The sequence below is a fragment of the Bradyrhizobium sp. SYSU BS000235 genome (assembly GCF_049747295.1).
GTDB lineage: Bacteria > Pseudomonadota > Alphaproteobacteria > Rhizobiales > Xanthobacteraceae > Afipia.
The window spans coordinates 216,557-234,798 of the sequence record NZ_JBMHJM010000001.1 but is presented as its reverse complement, the minus strand read 5'-3'; the positions used below and the strand labels follow the sequence as shown (position 1 = coordinate 234,798).

Annotated in this window: 17 protein-coding genes; 12 read left to right on the top strand and 5 right to left on the bottom strand. The window is 58.7% G+C overall.

What is annotated here, in order from left to right; all coding sequences use genetic code 11:
• From cofH to ACP0KA_RS01010, 11 genes are all read left to right on the top strand, one after another.
• Positions 1 to 2,430: a 5-amino-6-(D-ribitylamino)uracil--L-tyrosine 4-hydroxyphenyl transferase CofH gene (gene cofH, locus ACP0KA_RS01060; RefSeq protein ID WP_424626986.1), complete on the top strand. Its 2,430-nt coding sequence runs from the start codon at positions 1 to 3 to the stop codon at positions 2,428 to 2,430.
• 78 nt (positions 2,431 to 2,508) lie between these two features.
• On the top strand, positions 2,509 to 4,020 hold the full coding sequence (locus ACP0KA_RS01055; RefSeq protein ID WP_424626985.1) for a pyridoxal-phosphate dependent enzyme: 1,512 nt from the start codon (positions 2,509 to 2,511) through the stop codon (positions 4,018 to 4,020).
• The gene (locus ACP0KA_RS01050) at positions 4,017 to 4,988 is read left to right on the top strand and encodes a CoA transferase subunit A (protein WP_424626984.1); all 972 of its coding nucleotides are present in this window, start codon (positions 4,017 to 4,019) and stop codon (positions 4,986 to 4,988) included. The genes ACP0KA_RS01055 and ACP0KA_RS01050 overlap by 4 nt, the downstream gene beginning before the upstream one ends.
• On the top strand, positions 4,981 to 5,751 hold the full coding sequence (locus ACP0KA_RS01045) for a CoA-transferase subunit beta (protein ID WP_424626983.1): 771 nt from the start codon (positions 4,981 to 4,983) through the stop codon (positions 5,749 to 5,751). Before ACP0KA_RS01050 ends, ACP0KA_RS01045 begins: the two co-directional genes overlap by 8 nt.
• Before the next feature lie 18 nt (positions 5,752 to 5,769).
• Positions 5,770 to 6,726: an LLM class flavin-dependent oxidoreductase gene (locus tag ACP0KA_RS01040; RefSeq protein WP_424626982.1), complete on the top strand. Its 957-nt coding sequence runs from the start codon at positions 5,770 to 5,772 to the stop codon at positions 6,724 to 6,726.
• A gap of 44 nt (positions 6,727 to 6,770) precedes the next feature.
• Positions 6,771 to 8,138 carry an L-serine ammonia-lyase gene (locus ACP0KA_RS01035; RefSeq protein ID WP_424626981.1) on the top strand — a complete coding sequence of 456 codons (1,368 nt, stop codon included), beginning with the start codon at positions 6,771 to 6,773 and terminating at the stop codon, positions 8,136 to 8,138.
• Positions 8,139 to 8,317: 179 nt separating this feature from the next.
• Positions 8,318 to 9,481 (top strand): ABC transporter substrate-binding protein, encoded by a 1,164-nt coding sequence (locus ACP0KA_RS01030; protein WP_424626980.1) that lies wholly within the window; start codon positions 8,318 to 8,320, stop codon positions 9,479 to 9,481.
• Positions 9,482 to 9,583: 102 nt separating this feature from the next.
• A complete protein-coding gene (locus ACP0KA_RS01025; RefSeq protein ID WP_424626979.1) occupies positions 9,584 to 10,456 on the top strand; it encodes a branched-chain amino acid ABC transporter permease in 873 nt (290 codons plus the stop codon).
• Positions 10,453 to 11,487 carry a branched-chain amino acid ABC transporter permease gene (locus tag ACP0KA_RS01020; RefSeq protein ID WP_424626978.1) on the top strand — a complete coding sequence of 345 codons (1,035 nt, stop codon included), beginning with the start codon at positions 10,453 to 10,455 and terminating at the stop codon, positions 11,485 to 11,487. Before ACP0KA_RS01025 ends, ACP0KA_RS01020 begins: the two co-directional genes overlap by 4 nt.
• On the top strand, positions 11,487 to 12,290 hold the full coding sequence (locus ACP0KA_RS01015) for an ABC transporter ATP-binding protein (RefSeq protein ID WP_424626977.1): 804 nt from the start codon (positions 11,487 to 11,489) through the stop codon (positions 12,288 to 12,290). The genes ACP0KA_RS01020 and ACP0KA_RS01015 overlap by 1 nt, the downstream gene beginning before the upstream one ends.
• Positions 12,277 to 12,981, top strand: a complete 705-nt coding sequence (locus ACP0KA_RS01010) for an ABC transporter ATP-binding protein (RefSeq protein WP_424626976.1) — start codon at positions 12,277 to 12,279, stop codon at positions 12,979 to 12,981. Before ACP0KA_RS01015 ends, ACP0KA_RS01010 begins: the two co-directional genes overlap by 14 nt.
• A gap of 100 nt (positions 12,982 to 13,081) precedes the next feature.
• Here ACP0KA_RS01010 and ACP0KA_RS01005 read toward each other — a convergent pair whose 3' ends face one another.
• A complete protein-coding gene (locus tag ACP0KA_RS01005) occupies positions 13,082 to 13,567 on the bottom strand; it encodes a GGDEF domain-containing protein (RefSeq protein WP_424626975.1) in 486 nt (161 codons plus the stop codon).
• Positions 13,568 to 13,577: 10 nt separating this feature from the next.
• Entirely contained in the window at positions 13,578 to 14,222 is a 645-nt protein-coding gene (locus ACP0KA_RS01000; protein WP_424626974.1) for a hypothetical protein, read from the bottom strand.
• Positions 14,223 to 14,580: 358 nt separating this feature from the next.
• Here ACP0KA_RS01000 and dusA point away from each other — a divergent pair, with 358 nt between their 5' ends.
• Positions 14,581 to 15,576 carry a tRNA dihydrouridine(20/20a) synthase DusA gene (gene dusA / locus ACP0KA_RS00995; protein WP_424626973.1) on the top strand — a complete coding sequence of 332 codons (996 nt, stop codon included), beginning with the start codon at positions 14,581 to 14,583 and terminating at the stop codon, positions 15,574 to 15,576.
• Between the two features lies 1 nt (position 15,577).
• On the opposite strand, the gene ACP0KA_RS00990 is transcribed toward dusA, so the two are convergent.
• The 3 genes from ACP0KA_RS00990 to ACP0KA_RS00980 all read right to left on the bottom strand — a co-directional run bounded on the left by ACP0KA_RS00990 (position 15,578) and on the right by ACP0KA_RS00980 (position 18,044).
• On the bottom strand, positions 15,578 to 16,096 hold the full coding sequence (locus ACP0KA_RS00990; RefSeq protein ID WP_424626972.1) for a TIGR02281 family clan AA aspartic protease: 519 nt from the start codon (positions 16,094 to 16,096) through the stop codon (positions 15,578 to 15,580).
• A gap of 37 nt (positions 16,097 to 16,133) precedes the next feature.
• Positions 16,134 to 16,346, bottom strand: a complete 213-nt coding sequence (locus tag ACP0KA_RS00985; protein WP_424626971.1) for a DUF1289 domain-containing protein — start codon at positions 16,344 to 16,346, stop codon at positions 16,134 to 16,136.
• A 96-nt stretch (positions 16,347 to 16,442) separates the two neighbouring features.
• Positions 16,443 to 18,044, bottom strand: coding sequence for a sensor histidine kinase (locus ACP0KA_RS00980; protein ID WP_424626970.1), 1,602 nt, complete (start codon positions 18,042 to 18,044; stop codon positions 16,443 to 16,445).
• Positions 18,045 to 18,242 lie beyond the last annotated feature (198 nt).

The window sequence follows — 18,242 nt, the reverse complement described above, 5'->3', positions numbered from 1 at the left end:
ATGAACTTGAATTCTCTTTTGCACAATTTTTCGCACGACCGCAGGCTGACGCGCGAAGAGGCCGTGCGCCTTGTTGATGCTGGACGTCTCGATGATCTGCTCAGTGCTGCGGCTGCACGGCGTGACACTGCCCACGGCCGGCAGGTGTCTTACTCGCGCAAGGTCTTCATTCCGCTGACGCAGCTTTGTCGTGACGTTTGTCACTATTGCACGTTCGCTCACGCGCCGCGGGCAGGCGAGAAACCATTCCTGTCGATCGATCAGATGATTGCGATCGCGGAGGCCGGCAAGAAGGCCGGATGCAAAGAGGCGTTGTTCACCCTCGGCGACAAGCCGGAGCTGCGGTATCGCGTCGCGCGCGAAGAACTCGATCGGCTGGGACATGCGACGACGCTGTCTTATGTCGCTGAAGCCGCGGGCGCGGTGTTCCGCGCAACAGGACTTATGCCGCACATCAATCCCGGCCTGATGACGGGCGACGACCTCGATGCCTTGCGCAAGGTCTCGGTCTCGCAAGGGATCATGCTGGAAAGTGTCTCGGACCGGCTTTGTGAAAAGGGCGGTGCGCATCACGGTTCGCCGGACAAGGTGCCCGCGGCCCGGCTTGAAACCATGAAGCTCGCCGGCGAGCGTCAGATTCCGTTCACATCGGGCATTCTGATCGGAATCGGCGAGACACGACAGGAACGGATTGATTCACTGTTCGCGCTGCGTGATCTCAACGATCAGCACGGGCACATTCAGGAAATCATCGTCCAAAATTTCCGCCCCAAGGTGGGCACGCGGATGGAAGATGCGGCGTCGCCCGATGTCGACGATCATCTCTGGACGATTGCGATCGCGCGCCTGATTTTCGAACCGCAGATGAATATTCAAGCACCGCCTAACCTGAGCCCTGGCGCGCTCGGTCGGCTGGTCGCTGCGGGCATCAGCGATTGGGGTGGCGTGTCGCCGGTGACCCCGGACCACGTGAATCCCGAGGCGCCATGGCCGCATCTGCGCGTGCTTGAAGCGGCAACCAAGGCTGCCGGCATGGATCTGGTGGAACGTCTGGCGATCTATCCGGCGTTTGCGCGCGACACCAATCGCTGGGTTGATCAGGGACTGCGCACGGCGGTGCTCAACCGCATCGACGGCGATGGCATGCCGCGCGTCGATGACTGGTGCCCGGGGCATGTCGGCCAATTGCCCGCGCGTGAACTGGACTGGATTGCGAAGGCGCCCTCTGTCACGCCGTCCGACAATCTGGGGCGCGTCCTTGCCAAGGCACAGCGCGGTGAGGCGCTGGGCGAGGGAGAGATCGTCAACCTGTTCCGTGCCCGCGGTGATGATTTTTCGGCGATCTGCCGTGCCGCCGACGAGCTGCGGCGCGATGTGAACGGCGATGTGGTGAGCTACGTCGTGACGCGCAACATCAACTATACGAACATCTGCTCCTTCAAGTGCCAGTTCTGCGCATTCTCGAAGGGCAAGATGAGCGAGAACCTGCGTGGGCGTCCTTACGATCTCGACATGCAGGAGGTCGCTGGCCGTGTGGTTGAGGCGTGGGAGCGGGGCGCTTCCGAGGTCTGCATGCAAGGCGGAATTCATCCGTCGTACACGGGGCAGAAGTATCTCGATATCTGCCGCACCGTGAAAGGCGCCGTGCCGCAAATGCACATGCATGCGTTCTCGCCGCTGGAGATTCATCAGGGCGCGCAGACGCTCGGAATTCCGGTCATCGAGTTTCTGCGCGAACTGAAAGCTGCAGGTCTTGGCACGCTGCCGGGCACGGCGGCAGAAATTCTCGACGACGAGGTTCGCGTGGTTCTGTGTGCGGACAAGATCCGCACGCAGCAGTGGCTCGATGTGATGCGCGCGGCGCACTTGGTCGGCTTCCGCTCCACTGCTACGATCATGTTCGGACACATCGAGGGCTATCAGCACTGGGCACGGCATTTGCTGCGCATCCGCAATCTCCAGGCGGACACTGGCGGCTTCACTGAATTCGTGCCGCTTCCGTTCGTTCACATGGAAGCCCCGATCTATCTCAAGGGCAGGGCGCGTCCGGGGCCGACATTCCGTGAGGCGATCCTGATGCATGCGGTCGCACGATTGGCGCTCCATTCCCTGATCCCGAACATTCAGGCTTCGTGGGTCAAGCTCGGCGCAGAAGGCGTGCGTCAGTGCCTGTCCGCCGGCGTCAACGATCTTGGCGGAACACTGATGGATGAGAGCATCTCGCGCTCCGCGGGTGCATCCCATGGGCAGGAAATGACGCCGCAGGAGATGGAACGGATCATCCTATCGAGCGGCCGAACACCCCGACAGCGAACCACGGTCTATTCCGATGCCGATAATGTGGTGCGGCAACGCTCGTTCGATGCTGCAGCAGCGAGAGCAATAGAAGCCGCGCGCGACAAAAATGTGCACATGGTTGCCTCCTCATGAGGCGGGGCGTCGCTCGACATCCTATCGTCCTAATGTTAGTATCTTTCAACACGACGTGAAGCCGAAAGAAGTTTACGAATGTCTTCAGTCATTAATCCGGAAATCGTCGACGCCAAGCTGAGAGCGCGGGCCGTTGCCAAGGCGCGAGAGCATGGCATGGTGCTGCCGACGTTCTCGCAGCTCGCCAACCCTTCGACCATTCCAGCCGAGGTCTCCAAGAAGCTCGCGAATGTGGCTCCCGATGAGCCGCGCGCGGAAAATCTTTGGCGTGTGAACTGGTACAACGCTGCGGATCGGAAGAGCCGGACCGATGTGCCGGGATACATCGTGATTCCGGAATCGATTTCCGGCGTGAAAGCGCCGATCGTCGTGCTGCTGGGCCGCCGCTTCCCGATGATCGGGGCGCACAAGGTGTTGCCGGCTTATTCCGCCTTGGCGGCGCAGCTCGTGACCGGGCGTTTCGATCCGGAAAAGCAGAAGGCGATCTGGCCGTCCACCGGCAACTACTGCCGCGGCGGCGTGTCTGTGTCGCGCATCCTTGGTTGCCGCGGGGTTGCTGTTCTGCCTGCGGGCATGAGCCGCGAGCGCTTCGAGTGGCTGGAGAAGTGGGTCTCGCATCCGGAGGACATCGTTCGGACGCCAGGCACCGAGAGCAACGTCAAGGAAATCTACGACAAGTGCGCGGAGCTTGAGCGTGATCCGCAAAACGTGATCCTCAATCAATTTTCCGCCTTCTCGAATTATCTCATCCATTACGCCTGTACCGGTGCTGCAGCTGAACACGCCTTTAACGCGTTCAAGGGCGGCAGCAATCGTCGCCTTGCGGCGTTCGTTTCCGCGACAGGGTCCGCGGGCACGATTGCGGCGGGCGACTACCTGAAGAAGCGTCACGGTACGCAGATTGCAGCCGTTGAGGCGATTGAATGTCCGACCATGCTCAACAACGGCTATGGCGAGCACAACATCCAGGGCATCGGCGACAAGCATATTCCGTTCATCCACAACGTGATGAACACGGATGTCGTGATCGGCGTGTCGGACCGTGTCACCGACCAGCTCAATCTGCTGTTCGGCTCGGAAGTCGGACGGAAGTACCTGCGAAATCGCCGCAAGCTCGACAAGACGCTGGTGGAATCTTTCGCAGATGTCGGCATTTCCGGCTTTGCGAACATTGTTGCGTCGATCAAGCTGGCGAAGCAGCTCCATTACGGCGCCGACGATGTCATCGTCACGGTCGCGACCGACAGCGCGTCCCTCTACGACAGCGAGCGCGATAGCTATAGCGAGAAGCATTTCGGTTCATTCGACGAGGTGAATGCCGGCGAGATCTTCGGGTCGTGCCTGACGTCGATCGCGACGGATCACGTGATGGAGCTCACGGATCAGTTGCGGCGGCAGGTTTTCAATCTTGGTTATTACACCTGGGTCGAGCAGCAGGGCGTCAGCGTCGAGGATTTCGAGCGGCGCAGGCATCAGTCGTTCTGGGAAGGCATCGCGGATAGCCTTCCTCAATGGGACAGGCTGATCGAGGACTTCAACGCGGAGGTCGCTGGATCGAATACAGAAGCTTCAGGCAAAGCGAGGTCATGAGCGTGGATCAGAGTACGGTTCTGCCCTATCAGACGCTGCGGGAAAATCTGGCGCGGCGCGACCGGAGCCTGCGCGAGAAGGTGGTGACGCTGGAGGAGGCGGCTTCGTTCGTCAGCGATGGCGCGACAGTCGGTATCGGCGGTTCGACCATGTCGCGTACGCCGATGGCGATGATCTGGCAGCTCATCCGGGCGCGCAAGAAGGAACTGTCCTGCTCGCGCTGCATCATCTCGACGGATGGCGATCTGTTGCTCGGCTCGGGCGCTGCGAACCACATTGTTTCGAGCTGGTTTGCTCAGGGCATTCTGTGGGGCCTCTCCAAGGTGATGCGGCACCACATTGAAGGTGGTCATGCTCGTTACGACGAATGGAGCCATATGGGCGTCGGCATGCGTTTCCGCGCCGGTGCAATGGGTGTTCCATTCATGCCGATGCGCTCGATGCTGGGCTCGGATGTCGGCAAGAAGCGGCCGGAGACGAAGGAGATCGATTGTCCTTTCACCGGGGAGAAGATCCTGCTGGTGCCGGCGCTCAATCCCGACGTTGCGTTGATTCATGTGCAGCGCTGCGACGCTTACGGCAATGCGCAGATCGATGGTCTTCAGTTCATGGATATCGATCTGGCGATGGCCGCCAACCGCGTGATCCTGACCACGGAGCGCATCGTCTCCAACGATCAGATCCGCCGTGCCCCCGATCACACCAAGATCCCTTTCTTCTGCGTCGATGCAGTCGTAGAGGTCCCTTACGGTTCCGCGCCGCATGAATGCTACGGCGTTTACGAACCGATGATGAATCACCTCGATGCCTACGTGAAGCAGGTGAACGGTGATCCCGTCGGCGGCATGAAGAAATATCTCGACGATTATGTCTACGGACCGAAAAACTGGAACGAGTTCCTGTCGATGATCGGCATGGAGGAAGTCGTGACGGCGAGCCGCAGAGGCAGGAGCATTTTCGATGACTGAGCAGAGCCGTCACACCGCGTCGGAAATGCTGGCGATCCTCAGCGCGCGGCAGCTGAGGGAAGGGCAGGTCGTGTTCGCCGGCATCGGCATCCCGCTGCTGGCTGCAACGCTTGCGCAACGCCTGCGTTGCCCTGGCTTGACGATTTTGTTCGAAGGGGGCGTGATCGGCGCTTTCGTGGAGCCGGGCAAGCTGCCGCCTTCGACGAACGACCAGCGTTGCACCAAGCGCGCCAACATGGTGCTCGGCAGTGCCGAAGTGCTTCTGTTGCTTCAGCGCGGCTATGTCGATGTCGGCTTCATGGGCGGCGCGCAGATCGATAAATACGGCAATCTGAATTCGTCCTTCATCGGCGATTCCGACAACCCGAAGACGCGGCTTCCGGGCACCGGCGGCGGCAATGATATTTCCAGCCTGACCAACATGATTGTTGCGATGAAGCACGAGAAGCGTCGCTTCGTCGATCAAGTCGATTTCATCACCAGCCCGGGATATATCCGCGGCGGCAAGACCCGCGCTGAAAGCGGCTTGCCCCAGGGCGGGATGTTCCGGGTTATCACCGAGTTGGCGGTGTTTTCATTCGATGAGACGTCTCGCCGGATGAAGGTTCTTGCGCTCAATCCCGGTATCACGCGGGAGCAGGTGCAGGACAACACCGGTTTCGATCTGATCTTCGAGGATCAGATCAATGTCACCGAGCCGCCGACCGAGCACGAACTATCAACGTTGCGGATGCTCGATCCCGATCGTCTCTTCATTGCATAAGAAAAACGGGGAGTAAGAATGACAATCCTGTCGAATACGTTCGGTATCGCTGCGCGCAACTTCACCGCCTGGCCCGAGCTTCCGGATGCCAAGGCGCTGGTCGATTATGGTGTGCGTGTTGAAGAGCTTGGGTATGACTCCCTTTGGGTCTGGGATCACATTCTCCTCGGTGTCGATCCGCATTTTCCGATCCTCGACTCCCTGACCACGCTCACAGCGATTGCCGCGCGTACCAGCAAGATCAAGCTCGGCACCGGTATTCTTGTTCTGCCGCTGCGCAACCCGGTGGCACTGGCAAAGCAGCTGTCCACCATGGACCAGTTCTCGAATGGCCGCATGCTGATGGGCATGGCGTCCGGCTGGTACAAGCGCGAATTCGACGCGATGGGCATTCCGTTCGACAAGCGCGGCAAGCTGATGGACGAGAACCTTGAAATTCTCAACCGTCTGTGGACCGAGCCGATGGTCGACGGCAAGTATCTCGCGCACAACATTTCCGCAGCCGTGATGTATCCGAAGCCGGTGCAGCAACCGCGGATGCCGATCCTGATCGGCGGCTATGTTGATCGCGTGCTGCAGCGCGCGGCGACGGCCGGCGACGGCTGGCTGACCTATTTCTACTCTCCGGAAGCGTTCGCGAAGTCGTGGGCCAAGTTGCGCAACTTCGCCAAGGAAGGCGGCAAAGATCCCGACAAGCTGCTCAATGCTTCGCAGTTGCCGATTATGGTCGGTCCATCGAAGGCGGCAGTCCGCGATGAGATGATGGATTGGCTCAACAAGGAATGGGACTTCCCCGAGCACAGCGATTGTTCACGCGATAGTGCGATCATGGGTTCGGTCGACGAGTGTGTCGAACAATTGAAGGCTCATCTGGCAGTCGGCGTACAAAAGATCATCTTTGTTCCCTATAAGTACAAGATGGATCAGGTTGAGACGATCGCACGCGAGATCATCCCAAGGCTGAAAGCCAAGTAAAAAGACAAGTCAGCATCGGTCGCAACAATGCCCGGTCCCGTGTCATGATCAGTGTTTTCGACCTGTTCAAGATCGGGATCGGACCATCGTCCTCCCATACGGTCGGTCCGATGAAGGCCGCTGCGGCCTTCATCGGTATGCTGAGCAGGGACGAACAATCAGCCGTTCAACGGCTGAAAGTCACTTTGCTCGGTTCGCTGGCTTGGACCGGACGCGGTCATGGCACCGATAAGGCCGTTGTGCTCGGCCTTTCTGGTTTTGCACCTGAGACGATTGATCCCGACAAGGCCGACGACATCGTTGCTGCCGTCGCCGCGACCAAACGGATGACATTGCCGGGCGGCAGGACGATCGATTTCGATCCTGCGCAGGACATTGATTTCAATTTCGACGAAGTTCCCGCCGTTCATCCGAACACGATGCGGTTCTCGGCATTCGACGCCGGCGGCAGCGAGCTGAAGAAAGAAACCTGGTTTTCGATCGGCGGCGGATTCATCCAGCGGGAAGGTGAGGTGATGTCGACCGCGTCATCGTCGGCAGACATTCCGTACGACTATCACAGCGCGGCGGAATTGATCGACATGTGTGATGGCTCCGGTCTTTCGATCGCTGATATCCTGCTGGCGAACGAGACAGTCTTCGTGGATGAGGCCTCGGTTCATGCGGGGCTTGATCGTATCGCGGCGGTGATGTTCGACTGTATCGATCGCGGCATGCGTACCGATGGCGAGCTCCCGGGCGGGTTGAAGGTCAAACGCCGTGCACGCGCGCTGCATGACAGATTGCAGGCGTCGGAGACCCGCAACATGCGGCATTCCATTCCGGCGATGGATTACGCGAGTCTCTATGCCATTGCCGTCAATGAGGAAAACGCCGCCGGCGGTCGCGTGGTGACGGCGCCGACCAATGGCGCGGCTGGCGTATTGCCGGCAGTCCTTCGTTACTATTCAGATCATTGCCAGGGCGCTTCCCAGGAGGGGATCAGGATTTTCCTCCTGACCAGCGCCGCGATTGGGGCGCTTTGCAAGATGAACGCGTCGATCTCCGGCGCGGAAGTCGGATGCCAAGGCGAAGTGGGTGTGGCATGCTCCATGGCCGCAGCGGGCCTGACAGCGGCGTTAGGCGGCAGCAGCCGGCAGATTGAAAATGCTGCGGAGATTGGAATGGAGCACCATCTCGGGATGACGTGCGATCCGATCGGTGGATTGGTGCAGATACCCTGCATCGAACGCAACGCGTTTGGCGCGGTCAAGGCCATCAACGCGACATCATTGGCATTAAGCGGCGATGGGTCGCATCATGTCTCGCTTGATCAGGTGATCCGCACGATGCGGGATACCGGGGCGGACATGCAGGCGAAATATAAGGAAACCTCGCGCGGGGGCCTCGCTGTGAACGTGCCTGACTGCTGAAAGAGCTTGACGCCGTACGGCCGATAAAGATGATGCTAAGGTACCAAAAATAGGACGATTAGAGTTAGGGACGATTAGCCAACGACAAATAGAAACAAGTGCGGATGAACTGGCATAATGCTTGCTTGAAAAATAAGGCAACCGGTTTTTCGCATATCACGTAACGGAGGAAACGTACGATGGTGAAGCACTCGAAGTTACTTACTGCGATCGCAGCAGCGGCGCTGCTGTCGACCGGTCTGGCAACGCAGGCGTTCGCACAGACCATCAAGATCGGCGTCAACGAACCGCTGACCGGGCCGTTCGCGGCTTCCGGAACTTACGTCGTCAACGGTGCGAAAATCGCGGCCGATGAAATCAACGCCAAGGGCGGTGTGCTCGGTAAGAAGATTGAGCTCGTTATCGAAGATAACAAGAGCAATCCAACCGAAGCCGCGGCCGTTGCGGAAAAGCTGATCACGGCCGACAAGGTTCCGGTGATCATGGGCGCCTGGGGTTCGAGCCTGACGCTCGCCGTCATGCCCAAGCTGATGGAATACAAGGTCCCGATGGTGGTCGAGACCTCGTCGTCAGGGAAGATCACGACGACCGGGAATCCTTACATCTTCCGCATCTCGCCGCCGTCGTCGGTTGAAGCCGCAGCGTTCAAGGACATCCTGCCAAAGATGTCAGTGAAGAAAGCTGACTTCCTCGTCATCAACAATGACTGGGGACGTGGTGCGGCTGATGATTTCGGAAAGATCTTCAAGGTTGATAATGTTGGGGTCGGTCTCGTCGAAACCATGGATCAGTCCGCTCAAGATATGAGCGCGCAGCTGTCTAAAATTAAGGCATCGGATTCCGATACGATCATGGTGACGACGGCCGTCGAGCAGCTCACCCTTGTTCTGAAGCAGGCAACTGCACTTGGCATCAAGAAGAAGATCATCACCACGGGTGGTTCGCAGAATCCTGATCAGTTGATTGATCAGGCCGGAACTGCCGCCAACGGCACGTTCCACCTCACAACGTTTGCGCCGTGGTACCCGGATGCGACGCCGAACCCTGAAGCCACCAAGTATTTCCTCGGCGAGTGGAAGAAGCGCGGCTTCAACTTCGCTGGCGCAACGGAAAGCTTCCGCGGCTATGACGGCATCCGTACCATCGCGGCTGCCATCCAAAAGGCCGGCAAGGCAGAGCCTGAAGCGATCACGAAGGCACTGTGGGAAGTCGATCTGCTTGGCCTGAACGGCAAGATCAAGTTCCAGAAGCAGGGCCCCGCCGGAAAGGAAAGCGGTCAGAGCATGCCGAACGTCTATCTGATCAAGATCGACGACGCGAAGGTTGTTCTTCCGAAGCTCTAAGCATGTTTGCGTGGGCACCGCTGTCATTCGGCGGTGCCCACGTTTCCGTTGTGGTGCTGGCGATCTTCGCCGGATGGAGACGGTTGTCCTGGATAAGGCTCAATGACTGAATTTCTGCAACATATGATCAACATGCTGATCCTCGGCAGCACCTACGCGCTGCTCGGGATTGGCCTGACTTTGATCTTCGGCATCATGCGCGTGGTCAATTTCGCGCATGGCGAGCTCTACGCGTTCGGGGCATACTTCGTTTACTTCGTCGCCGTCATGCTGGGATTGAATTTCTTTCTCTCAATTCTTGTGGCGATTGTCGCGGGATGCCTGCTTGGCGCGCTGATCGAAGTCGTGCTGTTGCGGCCGATGCGCGGCGCAGACATCGACACCACGATGTTGATCATGATCGGCGCCATGATCGTGATGCAGAACGCAGAACAGTATGTCTGGGGTGGCGTGGCGAAGTCGGTATCGACGCCGTTTCCTGAGACACCGCTTACCATTGGGCCGTTCTCGGTATCCTGGTTGCGGCTGTTTGTGTTCTTTGCAGCGTTAGCGCTGATCGCGGTCGCTTATTTCCTGATCAACCGTACCAAGCTCGGGAAGGCGATGCGGGCGACGTTTCAGGATCGCGATACGGCGTCGCTGATGGGTGTCAACATTCAGATGATTTACATGGCGACGTTTGCCGTTGGCTCGAGTCTCGCCGCTGCTGCCGGCGCGCTGCTGGGCCCGGTTTACGTCATCTCGCCGCAAATGGGTAACATTGCGTCGTTGAAGGCATTTGCCATCGTCATCCTCGGCGGTCTCGGCAGCATTGGTGGCGCCACGGTTGGCGGATTTATTCTGGCCTTCGCCGAGGAAATGGGGGCAGGATACATCTCATCCGGATATCGCGATGCCATGGGATTCCTGCTCATCATTGCGGTGCTGCTTTTCAAGCCGACCGGTCTGTTTGCGCGAACGGAGCGTATCGGATGAAGCGGCTGTTTCCCTGGATCGCGCTGCTGGTATTCGCTTCCATTCCGCTGTGGCTCAATGATCCGTATCTTTTGAATGCCTTTATCACGACAGGCATTTTCATCATCGCGGCGATGAGCCTCAATCTGCTGCTCGGCTATACCGGGCAGCTCAGTCTCGGCCACGTCGCATTCTTTGGCATTGGTGCCTATACCAGTGCGCTGGTTTCGCTCGGTTTCGACGTCGAGTTGGTCGGTGGATATCGCGTCGTGCACGAACCATGGCCGGTCTGGCTTGGCTTCGTGATCGGGATTCTGTTTACCGGGTTGTGTGGCTACCTTGTTGGAAAGCTGTCTTTCCGCGTGCGCGGTGCCTACTTTGTCATCGTGACGATCAGCTTCGCCGAAGTCGTTCGGCTGGTGGCGCTGAACTGGGTCGAGCTCACCCAGGGTCCATTGGCGCTCACGTCCATTCCGCCGATGACATTGGGATTGCCCGGGCTCGGCTATTACGACTTCTACAGCAAGCAGTCGAATTACTACCTCGTTCTTGCGGTCATCGTGATTTCCTACGTGATCATCAAGCGGCTGGTGTATTCGCGAGTCGGGCGCGCGATGGTCGCGCTGAAGGAAAACGAGTCGTTGGCGGTATCCGTCGGTATCGACGTGACGCGTTACCTGGTGCTTGCTGCGGTGGTTTCGGCTGGCATCGCGGGCGCCGCAGGCAGTCTTTATGCGCACTATTTGAAGATCATTGATCCGGACGTGTTTCTCTTTCTGTACACCGTCACCATGGTGATCATGGTCATCACGGGCGGGAAGGGAACGCTCGCGGGGCCGATCGTCGGCGGGTTGATCTTTGGCTTCATTCCGGTGGTGGCACGCTCCTTCGCCGCCCCGGAGATCCAGTGGATCTTGTACGGCTTGTTCATGATCCTAATCGTGTTCGTTCTGCCGCAGGGAATCGTGCCGGCGATCGAGAAATGGTTCGGCGTGAGCGATGAGCCGAAGGTTGCTCCGACAACCGAAGCCAAAATACAGGATGCCGCATAATGGATGCGCAGCTCACACAAAAGCAGCCTGCGCTGTCGATCGAGCACATCGCTGTCCATTTCGGCGGCCTTGTTGCGATCTCGGACATGAACTTCGTCGTCAATGAGGGCGAGGTCGTCAGCCTGATCGGTCCGAACGGCGCCGGGAAGACCACGGCTTTCAACGTCATCACCGGTTTCTTGCGACCGACCAAGGGCGAGGTCCGCTATCGCGGATCATCGCTGAACAATTTGAAGCCGCATCAGGTGACGTCGCTTGGGCTGGTCAGAACGTTCCAGCGCACCAGTGTGTTTCAAAGCGTCAGCGTCTTCGAGAATGTCATGATCGGCCTGCATCGCCGCGGCCGTTCACGCCTGTGGGATACGTTGCTGGCGCTGCCGCGTGAGCGGGAATCCGAAAATGAGTTGAAGACGAGGGCAGCGGAGATCCTCGCCCTTGTCGGTATCGAGCGCCGTTCGCGTGAACTCGCCGGGTCCCTCGCTTACGGTGACCAGCGGCTTCTCGGCGTGGCGCTCGCCTTGGCGGCCGATCCGTCCATGCTGCTGCTGGACGAACCGGTGTCCGGCATGAACGCGACGGAGACTGCACGCTTCATGCAATTGCTCGATAAATTGCGTGGTCTGGGTGTCACGATCCTGCTGGTTGAGCATGACATGCCCATGGTGATGGGCGTGTCGGATCGCATCGTTGTGTTGAATTACGGCCGGATCATTGCCGAGGGACCGCCTGCGGCGATCCAGGGCAATCCTGAAGTCATCCGCGCTTATCTCGGGCAGGGAGCCAAGAAACGTGCTAGAGATTAGCGATCTCGTTTGCCGCTACGGCAAGGTCGAAGCCATCAAGGGTATTTCGCTGTCCATCAAGCAGGGACAGCTCGTCGCGTTGATTGGTGCCAACGGCGCCGGCAAAAGCACCACGCTGCGTTCGATTTCGGGCATTCTACCATCGGTGTCTGGTCGCATGATGTTTGAGGGCGAGGACATCACGCGCTGTTCGGCCCGGGAAATCCTGGCGCGCGGCATTGCGCATTGTCCCGAAGGCCGCCGGGTGTTTCCCGACATGACGGTCGAGGAGAACCTCGACATGGGTGCTTACCTCCGAAAGGACGCTGACGGCATCGCCGCGGATCGCGATCGGATATTCACCCAGTTTCCGAGGATGGCAGAGCGTCGTCACCAGGTCGCAGGTACGCTATCCGGCGGCGAGCAGCAGATGCTTGCGATCGGTCGCGCCATCATGTCGAAGCCGAAGCTGGTGATGTTCGACGAGCCATCGCTTGGCCTTGCACCCAACATCGTGGAGCAGGTGTTTGAGATCATCGATGGCATTCGCAAATCCGGAACGACGGTGCTGATGGTGGAGCAGAACGCTTATTCAGCCCTCGACATGTGCGACTATGCCTACCTGATGGAGGCTGGATCGATCGTGCTGTCGGGCAGCGGCGACGAGTTGATTGACGATAAGCACATCCAGGAAGCCTATTTGGGCGGCTGAGGAGAAGCCTGCATCGCAACTTGACGTGCGCGTCGACGCTTTTGTCCTGCGTTCGACGTCTTCGCATTCGCCAGATAGGTTAGGGGGCTTTCTCGACTGGCTAGGCAACCAGACTGAAGCCGGAAATCTTCACGCGGTTGCGACCCGAAGCCTTGGCTTCATAGAGCGCCTCATCCGCGCGGTTGAGCAGAGCCTGAAGTGTTTCAGGCTCCGTCGATCGAAGACAGATGCCGGCGCTGATGGTCGCCCGGATCGGCCCGAAAGACGTTGAAACGGCCATCGCTTCGATCTGGGACCGTATGCGCTCTGCCACCGAAGCGGCGGCCTTTGGAGATGAATCAGACAGGACGAGGCAGAACTCTTCGCCTCCCATACGAGCGGCGAGATCGTGCGCGCGGATGTTTGCGTGGACAAGTTCGGCGAAGGTTTTCAACACCTGATCGCCGGCATCGTGTCCGAACTGGTCATTGATCGCTTTGAAATGATCCAGATCCATCATGATCACCGCCGTTCCCACCGGCACGACATCCACGCTGCTGTCCAGCAATGCGCGGCGGTTGAGCAAACCGGTCAACGGGTCCGTCATCGCATCCGATTTATGTCGGTTCGCGATGATTGAGCGTCAGCGACATCGTTCCGATGCCGGTCAATCCGGCGATTACGACGAGGGAGTTGATATCTTCGGCCCAGTTGGCCGGCCGTGCAGTCAGAATGAGTTGGCCCTGTTCAATAAGGGCATAACCGCAGGCCATGAACGATACTGCAGTGATCAGGTAAAGCGCTGCATTCATGATCATGAGGAACGGGGATTCGACGCGCGCGAGCCAGTATTGATGAGCACTGAGCGCGAGGAGTGTGCCGATCGTCACATTTCCAATTACGGTCCCTATGCCCGAATACCCCATCGCGAAAGCGAGTAACGTCGACAAGACGCCTATGGTGACAACAACGATTGCGAGAGGCCAATTTGCTCGGCTTGAACAGAATTTGGCTGAGCCCGCATAGACGAATCCAAAGCCGACGATCAACAGTACGAACGACGCGAGCAGCAGCTTGTCGTTGAACTTGTCGATGATAGAGCCAAAAAGTACCACGCCGGCGACGATAAGCGCGAGACCAGACGACCAATTCAACAGATGGGTGTCCGATCGCCCGATCACCCACATCATAAAAAGCGTGAGACCCAGCGACGCACCGGAAAAGCCGATGGCAACGAGAATTGAAAACTGATCGAGAAGCATCGTGGCGACCGCTGGTAGACCTGTCGTATTGATACTTCACTATCATTAACCGACCAGCAGCAGCGAAGTCGTTCGGAAATTTCAAGAAAAAAGAAGTTATATCAATAATTTAGACTTACCATCGCCCTTATAATCACTGGCGAAGCGTGCCTCTACTAACGGCCGATAGCTAGGCCAGGGTAGTTCCCACTTCGTAGAAACCAGCTCCGCGAAATTGCTCCGGCGCAACCTGGCTCGTAAGTACGTTGAAATGAACGGCTACTTGGAGCATTTGACTGACCGTAAGGTGAGAAAATCCGGAAAATCAGTGTAAATGAGAGTTCGTTCCATCAAAGGTTGGATCGGAAAAGGCTGATAAGTGACTGATAATGAATTAAAATTCTCTGTCGCCCCGATGATGGACTGGACCGACCGGCATTGCCGGGTGTTCCACCGTTTGCTGTCGCGTCGTGCGCGGCTTTACACGGAGATGCTGACGACCGGCGCTGTCATCCATGGCGACCGTCAGCGGTTGCTGGGCTTTGATGCGACCGAACATCCGGTTGCGCTTCAGCTCGGCGGTTCCAATCCCGCGGACCTGGCAGCGAGTGCGGTCATCGGCGAAGACTTCGGCTATGACGAAATCAATCTCAATGTCGGTTGCCCGTCAGACCGGGTGAAAGACGGCCGTTTCGGCGCCTGCCTGATGGCGGAGCCGCATCTCGTTGCGGAATGCATCGGTGCGATGAAGAGGGCGGTCAGCATTCCAGTCACCGTCAAATGCCGTATCGGCATCGACGATCAGGATCCGGAAGTCGCGCTCGATACGTTGGCGCATGCGGTGCTAGTGGCCGGGGCAGATGCCCTGGTCGTGCACGCACGCAAGGCGTGGCTCAACGGTCTGTCCCCGAAGGAAAATCGTGACATTCCGCCGCTCGACTATGACCGCGTCTATCGGCTCAAAGCGTCGCTGCCCGGCGTGCCGATTGCGATCAACGGCGGTATCGGCACCATTGCAGCCGCGAAACAGCATCTCGCTTACGTTGATGGCGCGATGCTGGGACGCGCGGCCTATCAGGAGCCGTGGCGTCTCCTCAGCGTCGATCCCGAGCTGTTTGGTGAAGCCGCTCCGCACGGGTCGATGCATGAAGCCATTGAAGCGCTGATGCCCTATATCGCGCGTGAGCTTGCGGCAGGCACCCGGCTTCACTCGATCACGCGCCATCTCGTGGGTGCGTTTCAAGCTGTTCCCGGCGCGCGGGCATTTCGCCGTTATCTTGCCGAAGTGTGCACGAAGCCGGGGGCCGGTGTTGAATCGCTGCGGCAAGCGCTTGCACTGGTCGATGAAGCTGCGGTTGCGCCGATCGCTGCGTAACTTACGGGTAGCCGCGCAGCATCAAGCGGTCGGCACGCACTTCCCAGCTCTCAAGGCGATTGAGGAAGCTCATCCCTAGCAGGTTGGATTTCATCTGCCCGCGCGGCACCACTAGCGCCGGCACCGAGCGTTCGACAAGCTTGCCGACAGCAAGTCGATCCAATGTCAGGCGCGCGGCGCGGACACGCCCGCCGGCGGTTTCAACGTCCACATTATAGTCGAGCAACTCGAGTGGCAGGCCGGCGGCCTTCGCGGTTTCATAGGTGAGAACCACAGACGTTGCACCGGTGTCGATCACCATCGGCGCGCTGACGCCATTCACCTTTGCATGCAACGCGAAGTCACCGCGGTCACTGCGTGCAATCTCGACCGAGCGTGACGACGATTTCGAACGGAATGGCTTCTCTGCGACACGGGTGATCGATCCTTTGATGTTTGCGAAGGCGACGGGATCGGAGATCGAAAGCAGGAAGGTCACCGCTGTGACGACGCCCGCGAGAATGAGGACCGCGCGGATCATATGTCACCTGCCGCGTCCGCATTCGGCACACCGCGGTTCAGGATTCCGCGCGTCGTCTCTTGGTGGCGGCCGGCACGGAAAGGCCAGCGTCGAGCATGCGCTGAGGCAACGCCGCCATGAGTTCGACGCGTTCGGGATTGGTCATCGCATGCCACCGCGCAATCTCGGGCAGAGTGCGTCCGCAGCCCAGACAAAGATCGGTTTTCGGATCGATAAAGCAGACCGCGATGCAGGGAGTTTCGGCTTTCATGAGCGCTACTGATGGACATTTTGACGGATCGTGCAAGCCGGGAGTGTCGGGCCAGGGGCAGAGAACCTCGATCAGAGAGTGTCGTGCGCCCTGGGCTCATAATCCGGTTCCTGCACTCATGATGGGTGTATGGCGTGGCCGGCTTTTCTCGTTGGTCACCGCGTCCGGCATGGGTTGCAGAGGCGGGGACTCTTCTCGCATCGGTGCCAACGCGGTCATCACGCGTTCCGGCGGATAGGTGACAATCACTTCCGTGCCGACGCGCAGGGTTGATTTCAGCGTGAACGTTCCGCCGTGCATGTCGATCAGGCTTTTGGCGATAGGCAGGCCAAGGCCGGCGCCTTGTTCCGCTGATTTGATCGAGTTCGATCCTTGGCCGAATGAGGCCAGAACCACCGGAATTTCGTCTTCTGCAATGCCCGAACCGGTATCCTTGACGCTGAGATACTGGCCGCCCGATGCGGTCCAACCAACCTTGAGCCAGATCTCACCGCCTGGCGGCGTAAATTTGATCGAGTTTGACAGCAGATTGAGAACGACCTGACGGGTGGCGCGCTCGTCGCCCCATAGCTTGGGCATGCCGTGTTCGAACACTTCGTGGATCGTGATGCCACGGGTCGAGGCGCGAAGCTTCAAAAGGTGGTGGCAGTCAGCGACGACGTGGGTGAGAGACACCGGCTCTTCGTTCAGCTCGTAGCGGCCCGCTTCGATGCGTGACAAGTCGAGGATCTCATTGATGAGATTGAGCAGATGTACGCCGGAGTTATGAATGTCGGCGGAGTAGTCCTTATAAACCTCAACCGTATGCGCGCCGAAAATCTCGCTCTTCATCACTTCGGAAAAGCCGAGAATGGCGTTGAGTGGCGTGCGCAACTCGTGACTCATCTGTGCGAGAAAGCGCGATTTCGAGACGTTGGCTGCTTCGGCGCGGTAGCGCGCCTCGTCCGAGATGGCCTTTGATTGCTCAAGTTCGCCGATCAGGGCGTCCTTTTCGGCGCGAGCCTCGAGCGTTGCAAGCGTCGTTGAGTGAAGCCGGTGGGCAAGAAGCGCGAAATAGCCTTCCGCGGTGACAGCAAGCGCTGCGAGCATGTAGTCGTCGAAAGTTCTGCGCAGAACAAAGTTCGTGGCAATGACGGTCGCAACCGGCACAGTGGCCGCGAAGGCCGCAATCGGCAGGCTCGCAGCCAGCATGCTCGAGACTGCAACAACAAGCAGCATCAAGAACAGCATCAGTGTGTTGGAGACCACGTCGATGCCGGATGGGTGGATCAGGATGAAGGACCACGCCAAGCCGTATAACAAATCGAGCGCAACAAAGCGCAGGCGCCATTTGCGGGTGGTGGCCGGAGCGGACGATGCTTTCGCGAGAAACTTGCGGCAATAGCGGATGATGACGGCGTGGAGCGTCAGGACGCCGAAGGTCCATCCTGCAGCGATAACGGGGGGAATCCAGACACTGCAAAGCACGCCGGTCGCGACCACGAGGAGCACGACCACCAGTGAGGCTGAGATTCGTGTCTGGGCGTACTGCCGCAGCAGTTCGTGATCAAATGCGGGGCGCGTCCCGCTGGTCGATGTTAACCGATCGCGTGCTTCACGCACGCGCTGCGCGGCAGCACGTCGGTTCCGTGCGGGAGTCGCGCTCGGTCCATCCGCGGTTGCCGCGGGAAGTTCGATCTTTTCGGCGGACTCACTCATTACACACTAACAACTACAACGCAGAATCCCTGAACGGTGCGAATGCCACGTATGGTCGTGTACAAACTGCCACCGCTATCTTTGGCGCTAAAACATTAAGAGGTGGCTTAAAGGTCAATTTAATCGGGTTAAGAAAGTCTAAATTTGAGGTCGCGCGATTGCTGGAAGTCCTCAAAAACGGACAAAGGCGGCACGAAA